Source organism: Amorphus orientalis (genome assembly GCF_030814015.1).
Taxonomy (GTDB): Bacteria; Pseudomonadota; Alphaproteobacteria; order Rhizobiales; family Amorphaceae; genus Amorphus; species Amorphus orientalis.
In genome coordinates this window covers 93,812-117,133 of record NZ_JAUSUL010000003.1, presented here as the reverse complement: position 1 = coordinate 117,133, position 23,322 = coordinate 93,812, and the positions used below count along the sequence as shown (strand labels likewise).

At 68.3% G+C, this 23,322-nt stretch carries 23 protein-coding genes; 7 read left to right on the top strand and 16 right to left on the bottom strand.

Features of this window, described 5'->3' with window-relative positions:
- Positions 1 to 44: 44 nt before the first annotated feature.
- The 3 genes from J2S73_RS15020 to J2S73_RS15010 form a co-directional block, all read right to left on the bottom strand.
- On the bottom strand, positions 45 to 1,925 hold the full coding sequence (locus J2S73_RS15020; protein WP_306886432.1) for a hypothetical protein: 1,881 nt from the start codon (positions 1,923 to 1,925) through the stop codon (positions 45 to 47).
- Between the two features lie 303 nt (positions 1,926 to 2,228).
- Complete coding sequence (rnhB, locus tag J2S73_RS15015) at positions 2,229 to 2,978, bottom strand: ribonuclease HII (RefSeq protein WP_306886431.1); 750 nt, start codon at positions 2,976 to 2,978, stop codon at positions 2,229 to 2,231.
- A 61-nt stretch (positions 2,979 to 3,039) separates the two neighbouring features.
- Positions 3,040 to 4,263 carry a PA0069 family radical SAM protein gene (locus J2S73_RS15010; protein WP_306886430.1) on the bottom strand — a complete coding sequence of 408 codons (1,224 nt, stop codon included), beginning with the start codon at positions 4,261 to 4,263 and terminating at the stop codon, positions 3,040 to 3,042.
- A gap of 362 nt (positions 4,264 to 4,625) precedes the next feature.
- Here J2S73_RS15010 and J2S73_RS15005 point away from each other — a divergent pair, with 362 nt between their 5' ends.
- Positions 4,626 to 5,219, top strand: a complete 594-nt coding sequence (locus J2S73_RS15005) for a glycosyltransferase (RefSeq protein ID WP_306886429.1) — start codon at positions 4,626 to 4,628, stop codon at positions 5,217 to 5,219.
- 51 nt (positions 5,220 to 5,270) lie between these two features.
- Here the strand turns inward: J2S73_RS15005 and xseA are convergent, their stop codons facing one another.
- Entirely contained in the window at positions 5,271 to 6,842 is a 1,572-nt protein-coding gene (gene xseA, locus J2S73_RS15000) for an exodeoxyribonuclease VII large subunit (RefSeq protein WP_306886428.1), read from the bottom strand.
- A 147-nt stretch (positions 6,843 to 6,989) separates the two neighbouring features.
- On the opposite strand from xseA, the gene J2S73_RS14995 reads away from it, so the two are divergent.
- The 3 genes from J2S73_RS14995 to J2S73_RS14985 all read left to right on the top strand — a co-directional run bounded on the left by J2S73_RS14995 (position 6,990) and on the right by J2S73_RS14985 (position 10,757).
- Entirely contained in the window at positions 6,990 to 7,739 is a 750-nt protein-coding gene (locus tag J2S73_RS14995; RefSeq protein WP_306886427.1) for a 16S rRNA (uracil(1498)-N(3))-methyltransferase, read from the top strand.
- Between the two features lie 138 nt (positions 7,740 to 7,877).
- The gene (locus J2S73_RS14990) at positions 7,878 to 9,248 is read left to right on the top strand and encodes a glutamate--cysteine ligase (RefSeq protein ID WP_306886426.1); all 1,371 of its coding nucleotides are present in this window, start codon (positions 7,878 to 7,880) and stop codon (positions 9,246 to 9,248) included.
- Positions 9,249 to 9,413: 165 nt separating this feature from the next.
- On the top strand, positions 9,414 to 10,757 hold the full coding sequence (locus J2S73_RS14985) for a GGDEF domain-containing protein (protein WP_306886425.1): 1,344 nt from the start codon (positions 9,414 to 9,416) through the stop codon (positions 10,755 to 10,757).
- A 102-nt stretch (positions 10,758 to 10,859) separates the two neighbouring features.
- Here the strand turns inward: J2S73_RS14985 and J2S73_RS14980 are convergent, their stop codons facing one another.
- Positions 10,860 to 11,069 (bottom strand): cold-shock protein, encoded by a 210-nt coding sequence (locus J2S73_RS14980; protein ID WP_306886424.1) that lies wholly within the window; start codon positions 11,067 to 11,069, stop codon positions 10,860 to 10,862.
- Between the two features lie 301 nt (positions 11,070 to 11,370).
- Between J2S73_RS14980 and J2S73_RS14975 the strand changes: the two genes are divergently transcribed.
- The gene (locus tag J2S73_RS14975) at positions 11,371 to 12,015 is read left to right on the top strand and encodes a DUF937 domain-containing protein (protein WP_306886423.1); all 645 of its coding nucleotides are present in this window, start codon (positions 11,371 to 11,373) and stop codon (positions 12,013 to 12,015) included.
- 166 nt (positions 12,016 to 12,181) lie between these two features.
- On the opposite strand, the gene J2S73_RS14970 is transcribed toward J2S73_RS14975, so the two are convergent.
- On the bottom strand, positions 12,182 to 12,514 hold the full coding sequence (locus tag J2S73_RS14970) for a DUF1127 domain-containing protein (protein ID WP_306886422.1): 333 nt from the start codon (positions 12,512 to 12,514) through the stop codon (positions 12,182 to 12,184).
- Positions 12,515 to 12,653: 139 nt separating this feature from the next.
- Between J2S73_RS14970 and J2S73_RS14965 the strand changes: the two genes are divergently transcribed.
- Both J2S73_RS14965 and J2S73_RS14960 read left to right on the top strand, forming a co-directional pair.
- Positions 12,654 to 13,553, top strand: a complete 900-nt coding sequence (locus J2S73_RS14965; protein ID WP_306886421.1) for a LysR substrate-binding domain-containing protein — start codon at positions 12,654 to 12,656, stop codon at positions 13,551 to 13,553.
- 396 nt (positions 13,554 to 13,949) lie between these two features.
- Entirely contained in the window at positions 13,950 to 14,822 is an 873-nt protein-coding gene (locus tag J2S73_RS14960; protein WP_306886420.1) for a LysR substrate-binding domain-containing protein, read from the top strand.
- A gap of 48 nt (positions 14,823 to 14,870) precedes the next feature.
- On the opposite strand, the gene J2S73_RS14955 is transcribed toward J2S73_RS14960, so the two are convergent.
- The 10 genes from J2S73_RS14955 to J2S73_RS14910 form a co-directional block, all read right to left on the bottom strand.
- Positions 14,871 to 15,392, bottom strand: coding sequence for a helix-turn-helix transcriptional regulator (locus J2S73_RS14955; RefSeq protein ID WP_306886419.1), 522 nt, complete (start codon positions 15,390 to 15,392; stop codon positions 14,871 to 14,873).
- Positions 15,389 to 16,054: a cytochrome b/b6 domain-containing protein gene (locus J2S73_RS14950; RefSeq protein WP_306886418.1), complete on the bottom strand. Its 666-nt coding sequence runs from the start codon at positions 16,052 to 16,054 to the stop codon at positions 15,389 to 15,391. The genes J2S73_RS14955 and J2S73_RS14950 overlap by 4 nt, the downstream gene beginning before the upstream one ends.
- A 143-nt stretch (positions 16,055 to 16,197) precedes the next feature.
- Entirely contained in the window at positions 16,198 to 16,851 is a 654-nt protein-coding gene (locus J2S73_RS14945; protein WP_306886417.1) for a hypothetical protein, read from the bottom strand.
- A gap of 90 nt (positions 16,852 to 16,941) precedes the next feature.
- The gene (locus J2S73_RS14940; protein ID WP_306886416.1) at positions 16,942 to 17,595 is read right to left on the bottom strand and encodes a L,D-transpeptidase; all 654 of its coding nucleotides are present in this window, start codon (positions 17,593 to 17,595) and stop codon (positions 16,942 to 16,944) included.
- 117 nt (positions 17,596 to 17,712) lie between these two features.
- The gene (locus J2S73_RS14935) at positions 17,713 to 18,534 is read right to left on the bottom strand and encodes a DUF1194 domain-containing protein (RefSeq protein ID WP_306886415.1); all 822 of its coding nucleotides are present in this window, start codon (positions 18,532 to 18,534) and stop codon (positions 17,713 to 17,715) included.
- 162 nt (positions 18,535 to 18,696) lie between these two features.
- Positions 18,697 to 19,365, bottom strand: a complete 669-nt coding sequence (locus J2S73_RS14930; RefSeq protein ID WP_306886413.1) for a LutC/YkgG family protein — start codon at positions 19,363 to 19,365, stop codon at positions 18,697 to 18,699.
- Positions 19,362 to 20,780 (bottom strand): LutB/LldF family L-lactate oxidation iron-sulfur protein, encoded by a 1,419-nt coding sequence (locus tag J2S73_RS14925; protein ID WP_306886412.1) that lies wholly within the window; start codon positions 20,778 to 20,780, stop codon positions 19,362 to 19,364. The genes J2S73_RS14930 and J2S73_RS14925 overlap by 4 nt, the downstream gene beginning before the upstream one ends.
- The gene (locus J2S73_RS14920) at positions 20,780 to 21,325 is read right to left on the bottom strand and encodes a DUF6653 family protein (RefSeq protein WP_306886411.1); all 546 of its coding nucleotides are present in this window, start codon (positions 21,323 to 21,325) and stop codon (positions 20,780 to 20,782) included. The genes J2S73_RS14925 and J2S73_RS14920 overlap by 1 nt, the downstream gene beginning before the upstream one ends.
- Before the next feature lie 3 nt (positions 21,326 to 21,328).
- Positions 21,329 to 22,135: a (Fe-S)-binding protein gene (locus tag J2S73_RS14915; RefSeq protein ID WP_306886410.1), complete on the bottom strand. Its 807-nt coding sequence runs from the start codon at positions 22,133 to 22,135 to the stop codon at positions 21,329 to 21,331.
- Positions 22,132 to 22,995: a FadR/GntR family transcriptional regulator gene (locus J2S73_RS14910; RefSeq protein ID WP_306886409.1), complete on the bottom strand. Its 864-nt coding sequence runs from the start codon at positions 22,993 to 22,995 to the stop codon at positions 22,132 to 22,134. The genes J2S73_RS14915 and J2S73_RS14910 overlap by 4 nt, the downstream gene beginning before the upstream one ends.
- Positions 22,996 to 23,322: the final 327 nt, after the last annotated feature.

The window sequence follows — 23,322 nt, the reverse complement described above, 5'->3', positions numbered from 1 at the left end:
GCCGCGCCCTCCCGGGCCAGCGAACCTTGGGCCGGCGCGCGCGGCTATTCGCCGGCGTCGCCGAAAGCCTTTGCCTGCCGCCGGTACCGGGCGAGGATCGCTTCCCGGTCCGACATTGCCCGACCCTGGGTGGCGCCCTGACCGGCGCTCAGCGACTGCAGGCCTGTGCGCACCCAGCGCTGGCCAACGTCGCTGGACTCCACCCGCGGAGCGGGCTGCCGATGGGCCGGGGCGGTGCTGACGGTGCGCAGGAACTCTTCCGGATCGGCCGGGTCGGCCTGCGGCGCGATCCTGCGGGCACCGGTCCGGCCCGAGGCCGGTTCAGGCGTTGCTGGCAACGTGGCGGAAGAGGCGGGTTCCTGGCGGTCGGAGAGGCGGCTTTCGAGCCGGTCGAACGCATCGGCGAGGATGGAGAGCGACTGCAGGTTGGTCTCGTGGGCGTTGGCGTGGCGGACCAGGGCGTCCACATCCGCCGCCAGCTCGTCCAGCCGGCCGGTCGGATCGGTCATCGCGTTCATCCGGTCCAAGAGCGTGGAGAGAAGCTCGCAGACGGCGTCGTGGCGTTCGGAGGCGGCGCGTTCGACCTCGGCGATGCGGTGTTCGACGGCGTGAAGCTGGTCGAGAACGGGTGACAGGTCCACGGGCGGCGCCGGCTCCTGCCGGTCGATCTGGTCCTCCAGCCGGTCGAACCGCTCGTCGAGGCCCTGAAGCCGTTCGGCCATGGGCGCCAGGTCCACCGGGGGCGGCAACAGGTCCTGCTGCTCTTCGAGCCGATCCTCGATCCGGTCGAAGCGGCGTTCGAGGGTCTCCAGGTGGCCGGCGAGAGGAGCGAAGTCCAGCGGTTCCTGCGCCGCGGCGTGCTCGACCAGCTGGGCCTCCAGCGTATCGAACCGGGCGGCCAGGTCGATCTCGCCGATCCGGCCGAGCCGGGACGCGAGCTCCTGGATCCGGGAGGCGGTCTCGGCTGCGAGCTGTTCGGCGCGCTCCGCCCGTTCCGCACTTGCGGATCGTTCCTCCCGCGCGCTCTCCTGCTCCTTCTGCAGGACGGCGAGGGCGGCCCAGGCGGCATAGTCGTGGCCGGGCGCGCCTGCCGTGTCCTGTGCCGGGGTTTTGGCGTCCGCCGGACCGGCGGTCGCAGATCCGGCGGCCGGATGGGAAGCAGCCGGTTCCGTCGGCTGCGGCGCGGCGGGTTCGGATCGGACCCGATCGTGGGTTTCGGGCCCCGCGGGCGGCGCGGCCGGCGCGCTCTGCCAGCCGGACAGTCCGGTCTCGCTGAGAAGCGCCTTCGCGAAGGCGACGGCCGGAGCCAGATCTTCCGCCGAGGCGGTGGGTTCGGCGGCCGGGGCGGCTGCGGCGGCGACCGTGCCGGAGGCTGGGGCGTTCGCCTCGGGCGCTGCGTCGGACGGTGCGTCGGTCCGGGCGGTGCCGGACGCGCGCGCCCTCAGGGCGGCGAGGCGGTTCTGCAGAAGCGTATCGGCGGACTGGCCAGGCTGGGCACCCGGTTCGGATGGCCGCGTCTCGGACGCGGGTGCCGGCCGGTCGTCGGCTGCCGCCCGCCCGGGCGTTGCGGCGCTCTGTCGGTCTTCCAGATAGCTGCGCCAGTTGAGGTTCCAGCCCGGGGCGCGGTCGCCCGCAGACTTTGTGCGCTCGGCGGCGGCCTCGCCAGGATCGCGGCGCGGGGGGGCGGTACCCTCGTGGCGGCTCTCGACAGGGTCGGGGCGCGCGCGCCTGAAGTCGGCGATGCGCCGGGCGATCTCGCCGAAATCGGCATCGTCCCCGAACGCCAGATTGTCCTCGACCGGCGCCTCGTTGCCTGCATCCGGGGTCCGGCGGCCTGCGTCAGATGGCGAATTCGAAGCAGTCATGGAATCACGCGTGTCGAGGGCCGAAACGAGACGGTCGACGGTCGCTGCGATGTTGGCCATCTCCCCCTGAAGGGATCCCGCAGCGAGCCATTTGCGCACGTTGTGAGCGCGGAAATCCTTCTCGCGCCTTCCGCCGCCGGTCAAGCCGTCACCGCGTTCGCGCGCACCGGATGCGCTTTTGTCGCGAATATCCTGTGGATCGTCCGCTCCGTTCCGCGCGCGCTCCGGCGACCTGAAACGGGGGCTCCCAAACTTTCGGCCCAAGGCAGGCATCTGACACGAACTCCGACGGACATGCGGGCGGCACACGCAACGGGTCCGAAACGGGACCGGTGGCCTCGCGAGACTGTCGGGTCGGTATGGTTAACACCCGGTGAAAACGGCCGGTTCAATTGCGGTCATCTCGATGGACGCGGCACCAGACGCAGGCGCTGCGGCCGCCTCGATGAGGTCGCGGACCGGGCGGAATGAGCGGCGGTGGTGGATGGTCGGGCCATGGGCGGCAAGCGCGGCCTGGTGCGCCTTGGTGCCGTAGCCCTTGTGCCGCTCGAAGCCGTAGTCGGGAAAGGAGAGTGCCAGCTGCTGCATGAGCCGGTCCCGGGTCACCTTGGCCACGATCGACGCAGCGGCGATCACGGTGGACTGGGCATCGCCGTCGATGACGGCCTCGCCGTCACAGCACAGGCCCGGCGGCAGGTCGCGGCCGTCGACCAGGGCGAGGCGCGGGCGCTCGGCCAGTCCTGCGACGGCCCGGGCCATGGCCCAGAGACAGGCGGCCCGGATGTTCATGGCATCGATGCGCCGGGACGAAGCGATCGTGATGGAGACGTCGGCGCGGGCGATGATTTTCGCGTAGAGCTCCGTCCGCGCCTCGGCGCTGAGCACCTTGGAATCGGCAATGCCCTTGATCCGGGTGTTGCGCGGCAGGGTCACGGCGGCTGCGACCACCGGACCCGCCCAAGGCCCCCGGCCGGCCTCGTCGACGCCGCACACCGGCCCGTCGCAGCGCCGGCGCACGGACCGGTCGAAGGCAGGATCGGGAAAAAGGCTCGGCGAGGGCAGGGTGATTGCGGGCATCACGGACCGGACGATGGCGGCGAATCGAACCGCCATCGTGCCTGTTCCGCGCGCGTGGGTGAACCCGGTCGGCCGGGTTTTCCCGCGACGTCCCGTCTCAGAACAGGCTCAGCTGGCGCCCGTCTCCCAGGGGTTTGACGAACAGATCGGTCCGCAGCCGCTGGCGCTCGACATTGATTTTGTTGCGCTTGGCCGCCAGCTCGAAGCGGCGTCCGAGGGTCCAGGCATACGGCCCTTCGCCCTTCATCCGGGTGCCGAAGGTCGAATCGTAGTCCTTGCCGCCCCGCATTTCCCGGATGATCGACAGCACCCGGCGGTACCGGTCCGGATAGTGCCGGAGCAGCCAGTCCTTGAAGACGTCCGAGACTTCCAGCGGCAACCGGAGGAGCACGTACCCGGCCTCCCGGGCACCGGCGGCGGCGGCCCGCTCCAGGATGGTCTCGATCTCTCCGTCGTTGAGGGCCGGGATGATCGGCGCGACCATGACGCTGGTGGGGATGCCGGCGGCCGACAGCGCCTCGACGGCGGCGATCCGCCGCTCCGGCGTGGCAGCGCGCGGCTCCATCGCGCGGGCGAGCTTGCGGTCCAGGGTGGTGATGGAGATCGCCACCCTGGCGAGCCCCTTCTCCGCCATGCGCTGCAGGATGTCGATGTCGCGCACCACCATCGCCGACTTGGTGACGATGCCCACCGGGTGGTTGGTCCGCTCCAGCACCTCCAGGATCGACCGCGTGATCCGGTGCTCCTTCTCGATGGGCTGATAGGGATCGGTGTTGGTGCCGAGCGCGATGGTCTTCGGCTGATAGCGGGGACTGGCGAGTTCCCGTTCGAGAACGGCGGCAGCGTCCGGCTTGGCCGTCAGCCGGGTCTCGAAATCGAGGCCGGGCGAGAGGCCCAGATAGGCGTGGCTCGGCCGCGCGAAACAGTAGACACAGCCGTGCTCGCAACCGCGATAGGGGTTGATCGAGCGATCGAAGCCGATATCGGGGGACTCATTGCGCGTGATCACGGACCGGGGCGTTTCGAGCCGCACGTCCGTCTTCAGGGCGGGCAGGTCGCCAAGACTTTCCCAGCCGTCGTCGAATGCCTCCAGCGCGGTCGGCTCGAAGCGTCCGGACGGATTGACGGCCGCGCCCCGGCAGCGCCGGCGGTCGCTGTCGAGCCGGCCCCCGAACGGGGCGTCACCGGCCGGCGTCTCGACCGGCGCGTGCCGGGCAGGGCGAGCGCGTCGGGCCTTCTTCGCAAGAGGAGCCGCCTGATCGGCGATCAGGGCGCCTGCGGCGGCATCGGGTTCGATCGGTTGGCGCAAAGGGGCGTTCATGGCCACCTCTCCTGTTCCCGGGTCCCGGATGTTCGGGACACCAACGGGGCTGACTGCGCGACGGGCCGGGCGGCGCCACCAGCGGCGCTTCGCCGCCGGACTCAACGTCGGCGTGAAGAGAACAATACAGGAACAAACAGGTTCCGCAAGAGAGAATATTCCTAGGAGGCCATGCAGCGAGACCAGTCCGGTGCCGCCGGCCGCTGCCTGAAAAGTCATCGTCCGGAGAGGGGGGAAGTCTGACCGCCAAAGGCCGGAATGCGCCGGATGTCGACGTAAAATGCCGTCTTCGGCGCCGGCCTGCGTGAATGTTGATCGCTCCGGGCTCGCTTTGTGCGATGCAACATGATATGAGACGATCCATGCTGAGCGTCATTATTCCGACACACAACAGTGAATTCGCGCTCGCACGGTGCCTTGCGGCGCTCGTGCCCGGCGCGATCGACGGCGTCGTCTCGGAAGTGATCGTGGCCGATCGGGCCTCGACGGACGGTACCGCCAAGGTCGCGGACGCGGCCGGATGCCGGCTGATCGCCATGGATCAGCCGCGCGAAGCGCGGATCGAGGCCGGCATCGCCGCCATCGAGCGCGGAAGCTGGGTGCTGGTCCTGGAGCCCACGGTCTCGCTGGAGCCGGGCTGGCAGAACGAAGTCGGCGCCTTCATCGAACGGACGGAGCGGGCCGGCCGCGCCGGCGAGCAGACCGCGGTGTTCCGGTTCGCCTTCGACGAGTTCGTCCGTCCCCGGCGCCTGTCACAGGCCTATGTCGCCCTCCGGGGCCATTTTCTGGGCCTTCCGGTGCCCGAGCAGGGCCTGCTGGCCAACCGCCAGGCGCTGACTGCCGCCCTCGCCGGAAAGAAGCGTGGCCGATCCGGCGGGCTCGACGGCGTGATTTCCTGGCGGCGCCTGTCGGTGCTGCGCTCGCGCGCGCTGGTCCATCCCGAGCAGCCGGCCTGACGACTGGTCCGCTGTGGCGGGCCGCCACCCGTCCGCCATGGCCGACACAGCCTACAGCAAGGTTCCCTGATCGCGGGGATCCTTCGGCGACGGCGTGCGCTTGGTTCTGGAAGACGGACGGGGCGGCGCGGAACCGGCGGCAACCGCGGCCACGTCGCCATCGGCGAAGGTGAGACGCAGGGCCTCGCCAGGGCCGACCATCCCGGCCCGGGTCAGCGCCTTGCCCTCGCTGTCGCGCACCAGCACGAAGCCGCGGTCCAGCACCCCCTGATGCGACAGCGCCTGGACCAGTTTCCAGAGATTGTCGAGCCGCTCGCGCCGGGCGGAAACGGTGCGGCTGTAACAGGGGTCGAGCCGGCGGCCGATGTCGTCGAACTGCTTGCGGTTGGCGGCGAGCGCCCGGGACAGGATCCCCGGCGCCAGCCGTTCGCCGCACTGGTCGAATTGTCGGCGGGCGCGGCGCGCGGTGCCGATGAACTGCTGGGCGGATCGCTCCGACAGATTGTCCATGGTGCGCCGGCCGAGCCGGACCGACTGCCTGAGCAGGCCGGGCCGCAGCCGGGCAGCCGATTGCTGCAGTGCCAGCCGATGGGCCGACGCCGCCGCCGACAGGGCGCTGGAAAGCCGCGATCCGGCATGATCGAAGCGCTGGCGCTGGGAGGCGACGAGATCCAGCGGCGCCGGCATTGCCCGTGCGAGCGCCCTGAGCTCCGAGCGCCGGGTGTCCAGATGGCGGCGCTCAGCCTGGTAGAGCCGGCGGGCGCGGTCGTCCACGACGGCCACCAGTTCCGAGCGCACCGGCACGGCGATCTCGGCCGCCGCCGTCGGGGTCGGAGCCCGGATGTCGGCGACGAAATCGATCAGGGTGGTGTCGGTCTCGTGGCCGACGGCGGAGATCACCGGGATCGTCGAGGCGGCGACGGCGCGCACCACCGCCTCGTCGTTGAAACCCCAGAGGTCCTCCAGGCTGCCGCCGCCGCGTGCCACGATCAGCGTGTCGGGCCGGGGAATGGCGCCGCCGGCCTGAAGCCGGTTGAACCCGGCGACGGCGGCTGCGACCTCGGCAGCGGACTCTTCCCCCTGGACCCGCACCGGCCAGACCAGAACGTGGACCGGGAACCGGTCGGTGAGCCGATGCAGGATGTCGCGGATCACGGCGCCGGTCGGCGAGGTCACCACGCCGATCACCCGGGGCAGAAACGGCGGCCGCACCTTGCGGTCGGCGTCGAACAGCCCTTCGGCGGCCAGCGCCTTGCGCCGGGCTTCCAGGAGCGCCATCAGCGCCCCCGCGCCGGCCGGTTCGATCGCGTCGATGATGATCTGGTACTTGGAGGCGCCCGGGAAGGTGGAGATCCGCCCGGTGGCGATCATCTCCATGCCCTCTTCCGGCTTCACCTTCAGCTTGCCGAACACGCCGCGCCAGACCACGGCCTCCAGCCGGGCCTTCTCGTCCTTGAGCGAAAAATAGCAGTGGCCGGAGGAGTGCGGGCCGCGATAGCCGGACACCTCGCCGCGCACCCGGACATAGCCGTAGGCATCCTCGACCGTGCGCTTGAGCGCGCCGGAAATCTCCGAAACGGTGAATTCGCCGGCGTTGGAGGCGGTGCGCTCTGTGTCGGTCATCAGCCTGTCCGGGTGAAGGGATTCGGTGTTTCCGGCGACCCGCAAACTAGCGTCTCGGCCGCCGGCCGAACACACCGATCTTTCGCAAATCCGTCGCCATCCCTATGACGGGGGCGTGCCGACCAGTTTCGAAAGCCCGGGTTCCGCATGGCTCGCTACGACTTCACCACGCCGCGTCTTCATGTCGACGCCCCGCTTGCCGAGGGCGGCTCCGTCGCGCTCGATGCCGGCCGCACGAACTATCTCAGGAACGTGCTGCGTCTGGCGGAAGGCGCCGAGGTGCTGCTCTTCAACGGAAGCGACGGCGAATGGCGCGCCCGGATCGCGAAGGTCGCGAAGAAGGCGTCCGAGCTCACCTGCGTGGAGCGCACGCGGGAGCAGGAGAAGCTGCCGGACCTCGTCTACCTGTTCGCGCCGCTGAAGCATGCGCGCCTCGACTACATGGTCCAGAAGGCCGTTGAGATGGGGGCGGGGCGCCTCGCGCCGGTCTTCACCCAGCACACCCAGGCGACCCGCATCAACCTGGAGCGGATGCGGGCCAACGTGGTGGAAGCCGCCGAGCAGTGCGGCGTCATCGCGGTGCCGGAGGTCTGCGAGCCGGCCAAGCTGGAGCGGGTGATCGACGGGTGGAGCGCGGACGAACCCGGCCGCCGGCTGATCGTCTGCGACGAAAGCGCGCCGGTGGGCAGCCCGATCGAGACCCTGTTGGCCCTGACGCCGGGGCCGCTCGGCCTCCTGATCGGTCCCGAAGGCGGGTTCTCCCGGGAGGAACGCGAGATGCTGCTCGGCCATGAGGCGGTCGTGCCGGTGTCGCTCGGGCCGCGCATCCTGCGCGCCGACACGGCCGCGGTCGCCGCGCTCGCGGTGGTTCAAGCGGCTTGCGGAGACTGGCGGTAAGGCCGATACGGTCTGCGGCGCGGCCGAAGTCGCATCCATCGCGGACGTTCTCTATTTCGTGCATGAGAACTCGTTTGTTTCCAGCTTGGGGCGGGGCTAATGTCCCGCGCCAAACCTGCAATTTCCCGGATTCGCTGAATGGCGCGCGACACGACCGACGACACACCGATCGAGGACACGGCCGCCCTGGCGGCCTGGGTGGCTGAAGGCGAGAAACCGCCGGAGGCCTTCCGGATCGGCACCGAGCACGAGAAGTTCGGCTTTCTCCGCGATACCCTGATGCCCGCTCCCTATGACGGGCCCTCGGGCATCGCGCCGCTCCTGCGCGGTATGGAAGTCCTTTTGGGCTGGGAGCCGATCCTGGACGGGGAAGCCATCATCGGGTTGGTGGACCCGGTGGGCGGCGGGGCGATCAGCCTGGAGCCCGGCGGCCAGTTCGAACTGTCCGGCGCGCCGCTGGAAAACCTCCACCAGACCTGCCGCGAAGCGAACGCGCATCTGGCCCAGGTGCGCCAGATCGCCGAACCGCTCGGGCTCGGCTTTCTCGGCATCGGCGTCGCGCCGACCTGGTCCTATTCCGACATGCCGCGCATGCCCAAGCAGCGCTACGAGATCATGACCAACTACATGCCGAAGGTCGGATCCCGCGGCCTCGACATGATGTACAGGACGGCCACCATCCAGGTGAACCTGGACTATGCCAGCGAAGCCGACATGGTGAAGAAGCTCAGGGTCGGCTTGGCGCTGCAGCCGGTGGCGACCGCCCTGTTCGCGGATTCGCCGTTCCTGGACGGCAAGCCGAACGGGTTCCTGTCCTACCGCTCGGAGATCTGGCGCGACACCGATCCGGATCGCACCGGCATGATGCCGTTCGCCTTCGACGAGGGGTTCGGCTACGAGGCCTATGTCGACTGGTGCCTCGACGTGCCGATGTATTTCGTGAAGCGGGGCGGGTCCTATATCGACGTGACCGGCCACACCTTCCGCGAGTTCATGGAAGGCCGGCTGCCGCACCTTCCGGGCGAGCTGCCGACAATCGGCGACTGGACCAATCACCTCTCGACGATCTTTCCCGAGGTGCGGCTGAAGCGCTTCCTGGAGATGCGCGGTGCCGACGGCGGGCCGTGGCGCCGGATCTGTGCAGTCCCCGCGCTGTGGGTCGGGCTTCTCTACGACGAGGGCGTGCTCGATCAGGCCTGGGAAATGGTGAAGGACTGGACCGCGGAGGAGCGGCAGGCGGCGCGGGACAGCGTGCCCCGCCTCGGCCTCAAGGCCGAGATCGCGGGCCGGCCGATGCTCGATGTGGCGCGCGATGTCCTGGATCTGTCCCGCGAGGGGCTCAAGCGGCGGGCGCGCATGAACAGCTCCAGCAGCGACGAGACCCAGTATCTCGCGCCGCTGGAAGAAGTGGTGGCCCTGGGCCGGACCATGGCCGAGCGCATGCTGGATCTCTATGAGGGTCCCTGGCAGGGCAAGCTCGATCAGATCTTCACCGACTACGCGTTTTGAGAGTAGGGTGACGAATCATCGGCGCCGGCCGCTGGTCCGTCTCCTTTCCCTTTCGATGCAAGGTTGGTCGCCACGATGAAGCCAGCCGCCGAGAACGACGACGTGTCTCGTGCGGCCGGTGGACATCTTCATCCTGTCCTGATCTTCGCGATATGCAGTGGCTGCGTGCTCTGTCTCTCTCTGCTGGGCATTTACGCCCGTCCCGAGGGAGACTGGTCGGCGTTCTGGCCGGCCAACGCTGTGCTTTTGGGAATGATCGTCCGGATTCCGGGCGCGGCTTCTCCCGCCGGGTGGATGGGGGCCCTGATCGGCTATCTGGCGGCCGATCTTTTGACGGGCGGAGGAGTGTACGCGGCCGGGCTGCTCACGGCCGGCAACATGTCGGGCGTTATGGTCGGAGCGATGTTTCTCCTGCGCCTCGACCCCGACGACCTCTTCCTCCGGCGCCCTCGGGCGATCCTGCTCCTTGCCCTGATTGCGGCGTTCGCCGCGGCGGTGTCCGGCGTTGTCGGCGGTCTGGCCGCCCACATCTTCTTCGACCACAGCTACATTGAGGGGTGGCTGTCCTGGTTTCTGACGGAGCTCGTGAACTACGTGGCCATCCTTCCGATGGTGCTGACCGTTCCGGCTCTGTCCAGTTTGCGCCGTATGAACCTCCGCGGATTGAGCGAGAGCGTATTCGATCCGGCGCGGCTCGCTCCGGCGGTGGCGTTGGGCCTGTCCTTTGTCGCCGCGCTTATGATCGGCGGGCCGGGCGCGCCGAGCTATCCGATCCCGGCGCTTCTGTGGTGTGCCCTGACCTACAGTCTGTTCGCGACCGCCTGCCTCACCTTTCTCCTGACCATGTGGATCCTGATATCGGTGCTCGCCGGCATCATGTTCGTGCCGGCTATCGCCGCCGATCCCGATGCCCTGATCTCGATCCGTCTCGGTGTGATGATGATGGCGCTTGCCCCGATAACCGTCGCCAGCGCCATTTACGCCCGCCAGGAATTGCTGGACAAGCTCCGCCATCTGGCCACCCGGGACCCGCTGACAGATCTCCTCAACCGGAAGGCATTCACGGACGAGGCGAAGGCGTGCCTCGCCGATCTTGATCGCCGCGGGCGTCCGGTCGCGCTCGCGATGATCGATCTCGACCGGTTCAAGGAGATCAACGATTCCTTTGGGCACACCGGCGGTGATGAGGTGTTGGTGGCATTCGCCCGGATGGTGCGCGAGGAAGTCCGCGACGGCGACAGCGTCGCCCGCATGGGTGGAGAGGAGTTCTCGCTCCTGCTTCCCGATTGCGACCGGCGAAGGGCTGAGGCCATCGCCGAACGGATCCGCGGCAAGGTTGCCGGAACTGCGGTCCACACCAGCTCCGGTGCCGTCATCCACGCTACGGTCAGCATTGGCCTGGCGGTGGAGGATCCTGCGGCCAGCAGTCTCGAGGGTCTGCTCTACGTCGCAGACCAGGCTCTCTACCGCGCCAAGGACGCCGGGCGGAACCGGACGGAAATCTCGTGAGTCTGGATCCGCTCCGGGCCGGTGGCGGAAAGAGCGCCTCCGGACAGCAAAAAGCCCGGCCGAAGCCGGGCTTTTCTTATTCAAGCTCCGAGGAGCGGAAGATCAGGCGTTGGCGAGGTTCGTCGCCGCGTTCTTGCCCGACCGACGGTCCGGCTCGACGTCGTAGCTGACCTTCTGGCCTTCCTCGAGCGGCGGCATGCCGGCGCGCTCGACGGCCGTGGCGTGCACGAACACGTCCGGGCCGCCTTCAGCCGGGGTGATGAAACCGAAACCGCGCGTGTGGTTGAAAAACTTAACGGTACCAATAGCCATGTTGGCCTCCAGTTCATTCGCGTCTAAGCGCGAGTCCCTCGCAACCATCGCAAGAGACCTCAGTCCGAGTTCAGCTTAGTCTTGGGAGAGGCCATTCAATTGAGCCAACACAGCAAGGCAGCATGAAACCAGGAACGCCAACGATATGGGCCGATTGTTTGTCGCGGTCAATGGCAATTCATTCCATGCGCGCAAAGGTGATGAACGCGAAAGGGCAATGGTGGTCTTGCTGCCACAGAATTTGACGGATCGGTCCGGCTGCGGGATGGTGGCCGCAGTTCAGTGAGTTCCGGAACGGCCGATGGATGCTGGTTTCGACTTTTCCACTCTCGCCAGGGCCGGCTCGGCAATCGCCGAAATGGCCGACAAGCTCGACCTGTCGACCGCCGAGACCAGCCGCGCGATCGTGGCGCTGCTTCCGGCCTTTTCGATTGCCTATCAGCGCGCTGCCGCCGACCCGGAGCGGTTCAAGGCGGCGTTGTCGAGCGCGATGCCTGCGGGCGACATGGATGACGACCGTGAGCGCCTGACCAGGGTCTTCTTCGGCCGGGACGATCTGGCGCGTGCCGTGATCGATCAGGCGGCGCGCACCAGCGGGCTCGGGGCGGAGGTGGTCCACACGCTGTTTCCGGCCATGGCCGCCGATCTCGCAACGTCGCTGTCGCGGCAGAGCCAGCTCGGGACCGCCGGCGACCTGATGGTGGCGTTCCTGCGCGGATACGCCCGCGGCCGGTCGGGGACCCCGGGGCCGGTCACGTTCAATCCGTGGCTGGATGCCATGTCCGCCTTTACCGAAGGCTTCATGCGCGGCCAGACGCCGGACGACCCGGCTGCCCGGACCGCGCCTTTTGCGCCGTTCACGACGCCCGACATGGCAACCTACCAGCAACTCTTCGACCAGTTCATGCCACCGCCGCTCAAGTCCGGGATGGACCGCAAGGGCTGACCGAGGCCGGAGCCGCGACCGTTCGGGTGACAGTCGGTCCGGCATGGAAATGGCCGGACGGGCACACGATGCCTCCGGTCGAAGTGGATATCCATCTTCCACCGGAGGCGTGTCGGGGGTGGAGCCGCCGGGTGGCGATCCTGTCCCTGACGGCTGATCCTACCGCTCAGCAGTCGGCGCACTCGGTCGCCTGGGCCGTTCTGGTTTGGGTGGCGGCCCGGCTGTCGGCGAGTTCCGAGCGCAGGGTGGCGCGGCGCGCGACCGCCCGCACCCGAAGCCGTGCCGACGGGTCATCCGTCACCGGAGTACGCAGAGCCTGCTGAACGTCATCCCGCGTCACGCCGATATCGTGCAGCATCCGGTCGTCCGCTTCCATCAGGCGGGTCAGGGCGCGGCGCCCCTTGTAAGCCTTGTGGGCGGCCACGAGCCAGCCGGCCACGCGGCCGGACCAGGTCCGGGTGGAGGGGGCGGTGGAACTCTCGGAATGGATCAACATCATCTTCGTCCTCTTGATCCGGCAGCGCCGAAGCGGGCCCTGACATCGAATTCTGCAGCGACACCTTCGGCACGGTCGTGAATGCGGCCTTTCAATTCATCAGTCCAGCGAATATGATTTATGTGAATGATCAACATCGCTGATGGTGTTCACCTTGGCCGCCCTTCTCGACCTCGACCAGCTCCGCACGTTCATCGCCATTGCCGAGACCGGCAGCTTCACGCGGGCCGCGGAAAGCGTGCACAAGACCCAGTCGGCTGTGTCCATGCAGATGCGCCGGCTCGAGGAGCGCGTCGGCAAACCCATTTTCGTTCGGGACGGCCGCCAGTCCCGCCTCACCGAGGAAGGCGACCGTCTGCTTCATTACGCCCGGCGTCTGATCCGTCTGAACGACGAGACCCTGTCCGCCTTCGACGAGGCCGAGTTGGTCGGCCGCGTTCGCCTGGGCACCCCGGACGACTATGCCGACCGGTTCCTCCCGGAGATCCTGGCCCGGTTTTCTAGGGCCTATCCGCGCACGGAAGTGACAGTGGTGTGCGCTCCGACGCCGCTGCTTGTGGACGCGTTGCGCCTGCAGGAGCTGGACGTGGCCATCGTCACCCACGTGCCCCAGCGGCGGCCGACCCTCGGCGACGTGGTCCGGCGCGAACCCCTGCTTTGGGTCACCTCGACCCGTCACGGGGTGCATGAGGAGGATCCGCTCCCGCTTGCGCTCGGCCGCCCGACCTGCGACTGGCGCGGTGCGGCCATCGCGGCGCTGGAGTCGGTCGGGCGCGCTCACAAGGTGCTCTTCGCGAGCTGGAACTCGACCGCCGTCGGCGCCGCCGTTCTGGCCGGGCTCGCAGTGTCGGTCCTGCCGGAATCGGCGATCCGTCCCGGAATGCGGGTTCTCTCGGAAGCCGAAGGCTTTCCGCGCCTGCCCAACTGCGAGATCGCGCTCGCCAAGTCCTGGTCGGACCGGGCGCCCCTGATCGACGCTCTCGCCGACCACATCGTCTCGTCCCTGGACAACCTGGCGGTGCGCGACGGGGCGATGGTGTAGCCGGCCACCGCCGTGTCCCGTCCCTCTATGGCCTGCACCGACGTGAAGTCGGCGGGACGGCGCGGGCGTCCGCGCATGGTCATCAGGTCGCTCCAGGACACGCCCAGATCGTCCAGCACGTAAACCGGCAGCCGGTCCAGCTCGCGCGTCGCCCGGCGGCTGCGGTCCGGGCCGAGTCGGGCCACGAACGTCCACAGTCCGGCGAGCCCCGACCGCCAGGCAGCGACGCGCTCGGCGCTCTCCTCAACGCTCATGTCGATCATCAATCGCATCGGATCTCTCCATGTGTTCGGGCAATTCCATTGATTGCGATGATGTGAGATTTCCTATTGATCGGACAAACGAATATTTTTAGAGTTATCCATGATGAAACATGATCATTCAGAGAGAGGGTCGATGCGCAGCCTGGATCCGGATGTCCTGAGAACCTTCATGGTCGTGGCCGAAGCGCCGAGTTTCGCCGACGCCGGCAACCGTCTGAACAAGACCCAGTCCACCGTGAGCGTGCAGATGCGGCGCCTGGAGGAGATCCTGGGCGTGGAGCTGTTCGCCAAGCAGGGCCGCAAGAACGTGCTCACCAGCGCGGGCAAGGAACTGCTGGACTATGCGGTGCGCATCGTCCGGCTGAACGACGAGGCGGTCGGGCGCTTCCGGCGCCCGGCGATTTCCGGGCGCATCCGCATCGGCACGCCGGACGACTATGCGGAGGCCTATCTTCCGGAGATCTTCGGCCGGTTCGCGCGGACCCATCCGACGGTGGAGGTGTCGCTCGAGTGTCAGTCGAGCGAACGTCTCACCCAGCTCATGGATGCGGGAGAGCTCGATCTTGCCATCATCACCATGACCGGGCCGACCAATCGGGCCCGGGTGGTGCACCGGGAGCAGTTGCAGTGGGTCGCCGGCGACTGCTGCGAGGCGGAGACGCAATCGCCCCTGCCGCTCGCCGTCTGGCAGCCGGGTTGCATCTGGCGAACCCTGACCATGCAGGCCCTCGACACGGCGGGCATTCCCTACCGGATCGCCTATTCGGGCACCAACGCGATGGCGCTTGCCATGGCCGTGCGACAGGGGCTGGCGGTTGCGGCCATGCCGATGCGGATGGCCCAGAACGGCTTCCGGCAGCTTGGCTGCGGGTCCGGCCTGCCGGTGCTTTCGTCGTTCGACATCGGCGTGATGCGCAGCGACCAGGACAACCCGATCGTCGATGCCTTCTACGACCACGTGGTGGCCAGCTTCGACGAGCTGGAGGCCGCCGCCGTAGCGGCCTAGAGCCGGTTCACCTGATAGCAAGCCGCCATTTTCCGGGGAGGAACCGGCTCAGTCCTGGGACCGGGCCTCGCCGACAGGCCCGGCCAGCAGATCTTCGATGAACACGCTCAGAAGCTGGCTCCGGCTCGACACGCCGGCCTTGGCATAGACGCGGGTGAGCTGGGCGCGGACCGTGCCCGGCGCCGCACCCCGCAATGCCGCGATCGCCGTGACGTCGAGGCCCTTCACGGCCAGCAGCGCCACGTCGGCTTCGGCGGGCGTCAGCTCCCACTGATCGAAATAGGATCGAAGCAGCTCCGCGAATGCGCCGGAGGCAGCCGAGACGGCCATCTCCGCCCGGCGCGTCTTTTCCAGCGTTCGCCGCATTTCCAGCGCGCCGAAGGCGACCCCGATCGTGAGGGCCAGCGACACCGCGGCCTCGAACACGGTATGCGCGTCGGGACCCGCGGTGCCGAGGTCGTCCGCCACATCCGCGATGAAGAAGACCGCGCAGAGCGCCTGAAGGACGACGATCGCGGCGAGCGTGGTGAGCCGCCCGCCGCGTCCGAGGTCGATCCTCTCGGAGGTCACGCCCGCTCCCCGGTGCGCCGCCGGCCGGTGACCATCTGGGCCGCGAGGTTCGTGCCCGACAGGCGCGATTCCATGATCACGCCGCCGACATGCAGCGCGGCCAGGATCAGGATCAGGTTCGCGGCGATCTCGTGGATCTCGGCCACGACGCCCTCCTCGTCATCATGCTCTTCCCCATCGTAGTCCTCCCGCTCCTCACCGTCATCGTCCTCGTAGGCCGAACGGGTGGCAGTGGGCTCCTGCGCCACGCTCACCTCGACCGACGTCGGCGGAAACAGGGTGCCTTCCTGCAAGAGGCCCGTAACCACGATCACGGACAGCGTCGCCCAGAGCGCGTAGACCATCCAGGTGCCGAGCGGATTGTGGGATCGATGAGGCCGGTGCTGGCCGGCGAGGAGATCCCCGACGTGGCGGCGGGCGCCGGAGACCGACGGCGGAAAGGCGCGGAATCGGGCTTCCTCGGTGCCGACGAAGCCCCAAAGCAGTCGAAGGACGAGCATCGCGAGCGCGACATAGCCGACCCAGATGTGGACCAGCGACCCGCCTTCCGTGATGAGGCCGTTGATCAGGATCGCGAGCGCGATCAGCCAATGGGTGATGCGAACGATCGGATCCCAGATCCGTTGCTCTTGCGCGGTTGCTGTCGGGGAGGGGTCTGCCATCGAAGTCTCCTGGTTGGCGCGGGCGGATGTCCGCGCGTGTCCGGCGACTAAGAAGCGGATCGGGGCCTGTATCGATTGATCAAAGGCTTAAGCGGCGTGCCGTAAGCGGCTGCTTATGGCCTGTCGGCGGGCAATGCGGGCATTCACTCGGCGCTCGGATGCCACATCGGGCGGTAGCCGGCGGCGAGAACCGCGATGATGGACGGGGGCGTCAGCGCGTAGGCGAGACCGGTGTCGGGGCGCGGCCGGGTTTCGGGGTAGCCGCCTCCGTCCCAGCGCAGGAGCCGGTCGCCTCTCACGGCCCAGGCCTGCCAGATCGCGGACGGATCGTCGGCGTCGCTCTCCGCGTTCGGCAGCGCGATCATAGCTCCGTCCGGCAGGTCCGGAAGGGGCTCCAGAAAGTGCTGGCGCATGCCGAGCGGCGTCCGCTCCCGGTGCAGGGTGGCGTCCATGGCGGCCGCATTCGCAACCAGGTCCTGCGGATGGGCGGTGCTCCACGCGGCGGTGAAGGCGCGGGCGCGCTCCCGCCGGCACTGGAAGCAGGGCCGATGGCCGGCCGCGAGCGCCGTCACCTCATCCAGGAAGAACAGCTCGGTGTAGCCCGTGCCCATCACCTCCCGGTGCCGGCCCTTGTGGTGCAGGCTGCAGATGATCCAGGCCTTCGACCGCCAGCGGCGCCCGGTGAGCAGCCTGGTTTCCGGATCGTGGAGCCGTCCGCCGCGATTGCCCATCAGGAGACCCCGGGCCGACAGGGCGACGATCTCGCCGAAGGGGGTGACCCGGTTCTGCAGGGGCATGGCGGCATGTCTCATGGCGCACAGAATGCACCATTTGCGGTTAATGAAGCGTTAGGATTCCCGGACCGGACCGGTCAGGGGGAGGCTGCCTCAGGCGGCCGCGCCGACATGCTGCAGGACCACGACCTTGGTGCCGATGGGCACCCGCTGATAGAGGTCGATCACGTCGGTGTTGAGGAGCCGGATGCAGCCGGAGGAGACGGCGTGGCCGATGGAGCGGGCCTCGCGCGTGCCGTGGATGCGGTAGAGCGTGTCGCGGCCGCCCTCGTAGAGATAGAGCGCGCGGGCGCCGAGCGGGTTGTTCGGGCCGCCGGGCATCCCCCCGGCATATTTCACCAGCTCCGGCTCGCGCTCGATCATCGACTGGGGCGGCGTCCAGGTCGGCCACTTCGCCTTGCGCTTGATGGTGGCGGTTCCGGACCAGGACATGCCTTCGCGGCCGACGCCGATCCCGTAGCGGATGGCGCTCCCGTCGTCCTGGATCAGGTAGAGAAAGCGCTTGTTGGTGTCGACCACGATGGTGCCGACATCATAGCCGGCAGGCGCCCGCACGCGCTGGCGACGATACTCGATCGGAATGGCGTTGATGTCGGGCGGAGCGACGTTGTACGGCTCCGGGCTCGACGGCGTCAGCGCCTGGACGGGTTGGTAGCCGAGCGGCTGGACGCCCGTGGACGACATGCAGCCCGAAACGGCCAGTCCCATGGCCAGACCGCCGAAAGCAAAGGCGCGCCGCGTGATCATCCGTCAATCTCCTACGCTCCGAAACATCCGCAGGGGAATGTGTAGCGGCGAAATTGGTTCGATGCGATCACCGTTTGCTGAAATCGGAGCCGCGCCCGCGGCGCGGCGGCCGGGTCCTCACCGCTGGGCTGTGGCCCGCTCGCCGATGGTGCACAGATCGCGGCCGTCCCGGGCGGCGAACGCGGCGGCCGGCACGACCCGGTTGCGGGTCTGCGGCTGCACGCCGACGATCTCCAGCACCAGCTTCCGACGGATGGCGGCGGCGAAATCCTTGTGGCGCCGGATCGGGATCTGGAACGCCCCCACTCCGCCGATCACGCACTGGCCGTAGTAGGTTTCCAGGTCCTCCACCACCGACCAGCGCGGCGCCCCGTCTTCCAGGATCAGGGGCAGGCCGTTGACGGTGATATTGCGCGACACCGCCAGATCCCGGGCCTGCACGACCGGGCGCCCGTGATCGTTCGGTCCGTCGCCCGAGACGTCGATGACCCGCCTGAGCCCCTCATATCCATTGGTGTCGATCTGGTCGGCGGCGAAAACGAGCGCTTCGGAGATGGACGTCCGCGACACCTCGTGCAGCGGTTCTGCGGCCAGTTTTTCTGCAAAGGCGCGGGCGGACGCCTCGCCGTCGATCACCTGCCAGTCGATCACGACGCGTTCGGCGCCGGCCTTGCCCCATTCGACATAGGTGACCGCGATCTTGCCGAGGAGCCCGGATTCGATGGCTGCGACGACCTCGGGCGACGCGATCGCCTCGACATAGCCGTTGCGCTGGACGACCTGTTCGGCCATCGCCATCGAGCGCGAGATGTCGACCGCAAGCACCAGCTCCACGTCGACTTCTTCCAGCGCCGCTGCGGACGTGGCCGCGCCGGCGGTCAGCATGATCGCCCCTGCCAGGAGTGCAGCCGTCCGCCCGCTCCGACCCGTCTTGCCCATCGACCTGCCTCCGCATCACGTCGTGCGCACCAGGTGCGCAATATGACGAACTGATGACAGTCAGGACAGCATGATTCGGGGAAGGCGGACAGAAAAAAGCGCACGCCGTGCGTTCACATCCATGTGTGCACCTGGTGCGCTTATTGGGGGCGTGAGGGTGGCTCAGCCGACCAGAATGACGTGCAGGGCGCGCGGCCCGTGCGCCCCGAGAAGCAGCGTCTGCTCGATGTCGGCCGACCGGGAGGGGCCGGTAATCAGGTTCAGCGTGCGCGGCACCGCGCCGTCATAGCGGGTGCGGACCCGGTCGAACGCGCTTTCCATGTCGCCGCACAGCGTATCGACATCGACCAGGATGATGGAAATGTCGGGCAGAAAGGCGAGGGTGGTCGGATTGTCGGGGCCTGACGCGAGCACCGAGGTCCCGGTTTCAGCGATCCCCGCCAGGGCGTAGGACAATCCGATCCGGTCTCCGTCCTCGGCCGCGCCGGTCAGCACCTCGCCGGGGACCTGTCTCCAGTCGATCTCGGCGAAGCGGGGATCGTCGCCCCGGCGCAACGGCGAGAGATCGTTGCGGCCGTTCACATAAGCCGCGATCGCCGCAGCCACGCCGGCCCGGTCGGAGACCCGGTCGGTGGTTGCGGATACGGCTTCGACCTGTGCGCGGAAGAGCGCCACCTGCTCGTCAAGTGGCAGGCCGCCCCTGGAGGGGACGGTGTTGCGGGGATGCCGGGCGAGGCGGTCCTGAACCCACAGGCGACGCGCCTCATCGTGGGCGGGGTCGACGCCGAGGCCGCTGCGGATGCGCCCCAGGATCGCGTCCTTCGCCTTCATGCCCGCTTCCTCGCCTTCCATTCGGCCATGAAGGTGCGCGGCGCCGGCGCAGGCAAGTCCCGGTGACGCGTCCATCCGCCGGCAAGCGGCAGCCGCGCCAAGCGTCCGCGCGATCCGGCCAGGCGGGACAGTGTCGCCGCTGCCAGGCCTGTCGCCAGCCGGTAGAGCCTGGGCCGCCGCGCGACGAAGGCCCAGACGCCGAGACCGTACCTTGCCGCCCGGGGCTGCAGGTGCCGCGCGAACTCGTCCTCGCGCCAGTGGCGCATCAGCTTTGGCAGTGGAATGCGCACCGGGCAGACGCTCTCGCAGCGGCCGCAGAAGGTGGATGCGTTGGGCAAATGGCCGGTCTGCTCGACCCCGACGAGGGAGGGGGTGAGAACGGCGCCCATCGGACCGGGATAGACCCAGCCGTAGCTGTGTCCGCCGACTGCCTGATAGACGGGGCAGTGGTTCATGCAGGCGCCGCAGCGGATGCAGCGCAGCATCTCCTGAAAGTCGGTCCCGAGCATGCCGGAGCGGCCGTTGTCGACCAGCACCACGTGGAATTCTTCCGGCCCGTCCGGGTCGTCGGGACGCCGCGGACCCGTGGTCACCGTGGTGTAGACGGACATGTCCTGGCCGGTTGCCGAGCGGGCCAGCACGCGCAGAAGCGTCGAGGCGTCCTCCATCGTCGGCACCAGCTTTTCGATGGAGGTGACGACGATGTGCACCTTCGGCAGCGACTGGGTGAGGTCGGCGTTGCCTTCGTTGGTGACGATCACCGCCGAGCCGGTTTCCGCGACCAGAAAGTTCGCCCCGGTGATGCCCACGTCCGAGCTCAGGAACTTTTCGCGCAGGATCGCGCGCGCCTCGGCGAGCAGCGAGGCCGGTTCGTCCAGTGCACGTGCCTCGGACAGATGCCTGTGCACACGGCGGAAATCCGCCTCGATCTGATCGCGGGTCAGATGGATCGCCGGCGCGATGATGTGGCTCGGCGCCTCGTTGCGGATCTGCAGAATGTACTCGCCGAGATCCGTCTCGATCGGGGCAATGCCCTTCTTCTTGAGATAGCGGTTGAGCTCGATCTCCTCGCTGACCATCGACTTCGCTTTGGTGACCGTCCGGGCCTCGTGCATCCGGCAGATGTCGACCACGGCGCGGCGCGCGTCGTAGGCGGTCTCGGCGAAATGGACCTGGCCGCCGGCGGCGGCGACCTTGTCGGCGAAGGCCTCGATGTAGAGGTCGAGATGCGCCAGCGTGTGGGTCTTGATCTCCCGGGCTTCGTCGCGCAGCCGCTCGAATTCCGGCAGCGCGTCCGCCGCCTGGCGCCGCTTATGAACGAAGCCGTGCCCGATGTTGCCGAGCGCGCGCTGGAGCTGCGCGTCGGTAAGCGCGTGAGCGGCCTTGTCCTTGAAGGCGGGGGACGTGACGTCCATCAGGGGGCTCCGGTCGCATCCGGGTTGAAGACCGGCCGATCCGCGCGGGCGGGGGCCGCTGCAGGAACCGGACCTGCCATGTCATTGTAGAGCCAGACCATGCGGTCGACGAACCAGAGCTTCGCAACGCCCGCGATCACCCAGCCGAGAAGGGCGATCCAGAAGGCGCCGAGCACGAACCCGATCACGGCGATCACGATGCCGACCCCGGACGCCGCCGCCAGCAGGTGCGGCACCACCCGGTGACGCTCCGGGACAGGACGGTGCAACCGGTTGAGCCAGAGGCGTTCGCCGTAGACGCCCCGGGTCATCCAGTTGCCGCTCCCCGTCGGAACCGGAAACACACGCGGGTTCAGCCAGTGCCAGACCGCCAGAATGCCCACCGGCACCAGCGCCCACCAGCCGATCCAGACATGACTCCAGATTGCCAGGAACAGGAGCGGGAAGGTCGCAAGCCGCGTCCAGCCGCTCCATGGGTTGGCATGTCGCTCCCAGACCGAGTCGGACATCCCCATGGTTCGGGCCAGGAAGGATAGCCCCGTCATGCGCTAGCTGCCCCCTGGTCGGCCGGACCCGGCATCGCCGGCGATCGGCGGTTCGTCGGCCATCTCGGCGAGGACCTCGGCCACATGGCGCGCGGCAACCGGCTTGTTCAGCCGGGTCAGCTTTCCGGCCATGTTCATCAGGCAGCCGATATCGCCGGCAAGCACCGTTCCCGCGCCGCTCTTCTCGATCGCCTCCGCCTTGCGGCCGACCATCGCGTTGGAGATGTCGGGATATTTGACGCAGAAGGTTCCGCCGAACCCGCAGCAGACCTCGGCGTCCTCCAGTTCGGTGAGGCGGAGCCCCGAAACGGACGACAGCAGATCACGCGGCTGGGCCTTGATGGACAGCTCCCTGAGGCCCGAACACGAGTCGTGATAGGTCACCGTGCCGTCGAAGTGCGCCGCGACTCCGGTGACGCCGAGGACGTCGACCAGAAAGGAGACCAGTTCGTGGGTCCTGGCGGCAAGCGCTTCCGCGCGGCCGTGCCAGTCGGGTTCGTGCTTGAAGAGGTCCGGATAGTGCCGTGCGATCATCGCTCCGCAGGAGCCGGACGGCACGACGACATAGTCATAATCCTCGAACGCGGCGATCACCTGGCGGGCGATGGCGCGGCTGCCGGGCTGATCGCCGGAATTGAAGGCCGGCTGGCCGCAGCAGGTCTGGGTGTCCGGGACCTCGACGGCGACACCCGCGTCCTCCAGCAGCTTGATCGCCGCGAAACCCACGACCGGCCGGAACAGGTCGACAAGGCAGGTAACGAACAGGGCGACGCGCAAGGGACCTTCGCCGTCCGGTCGAATGTCGCTCATCGGGTGTGTCCATCGGCGGGATCGGCCGGAAGGGGATCCTGCGTTTCGGGATAGGTCTGCTGGGACGGCGCGGCGCGCTTACGCGTGCCCCCGGCGCCGGGAGAAAACCGCGACAACCGGCGTTCGGAGACCTCTTCCCATGCGCCGACGCGCTCGATCTGCCGGAGCGAGTCGGCCACATAGCCGACGTGGCTCGCGGCCGCACGCCTTGCGGCCTCCGGATCGCCGCTCATAATGGCTTCGTGGATCGCCACGTGCTGCTCCAGGAGCCGGTCGCGGGCTTCCGGGCTCTGATACAGGCGCACGCGGCTGTAGAAGACCCCGTCGGCGAGCAGCCTGTAGCAGCTGCGCAACGTGTGCAGCAGCAGGATATTGTGGGCGCTTTCGCCGATGGCGTGGTGGAATTCCACGTCGAGTTCGGCCTCGTCGTCGAAGGCGCCGCGCTCGTGGGCTTCCTTCATGCCTTCGATCAGCCGCGTCAGGATCTCCCGGTCGGCCGCGGTCGCGCGCTCCGCGGCGAAGGCGGAGGTGATCTGCTCGATCTCGCGGCGGAACTCCAGATAGTCGAACACGGCCGCCGGCTGGCGGGCGAACAGCTTCACGATGGGCTCTGAGAACACGGTTCCGATGACGTCGGCCACGAAGGTGCCGCCGCCGTGGCGGGCGACGATCAGGCCGCGCGTCTCGAGCGTCTTGAGGGCTTCCCGCAGGATCGGACGCGAGACGTCCAGCTGCTTCGCGAGATCGCGTTCCGAGGGCAGGCGATCGCCGGTCCTGAGGACGCCCTGCAGGATCAGCTCCTCGATCTGATCGACGATCGCGTCGGCCGTGCGATTGTGAATGATACGATCGAACACCATGGCAGTTTCGCCAGATTCTTCTCGCCGCCGGCCTTCGGTAAGGGCGGGCCGTTCGGGCATTTCCTCAAGCAAGCCAGTATGAAGGTCTGGGGGGAGAGGTCAACGATATTGCCCACTGCCGGCACCCGTGCCGTGCATGGCAGACAAGTCTGTCGCGCGGGTCTTGCGGCCTTCTCCGCGATGCTCCCGAGTGCACCAGCCGGCGTATTCCTCGCAGAAACGCTAGAGGCGGAGCGTGCCGGGCGATCTGGCCCGACATGCACGGGCGATCGCGGCGATGTCGGTGCGTGTGCGCACGATGAGGCGGCGAGGGATCCACCGGGCGGG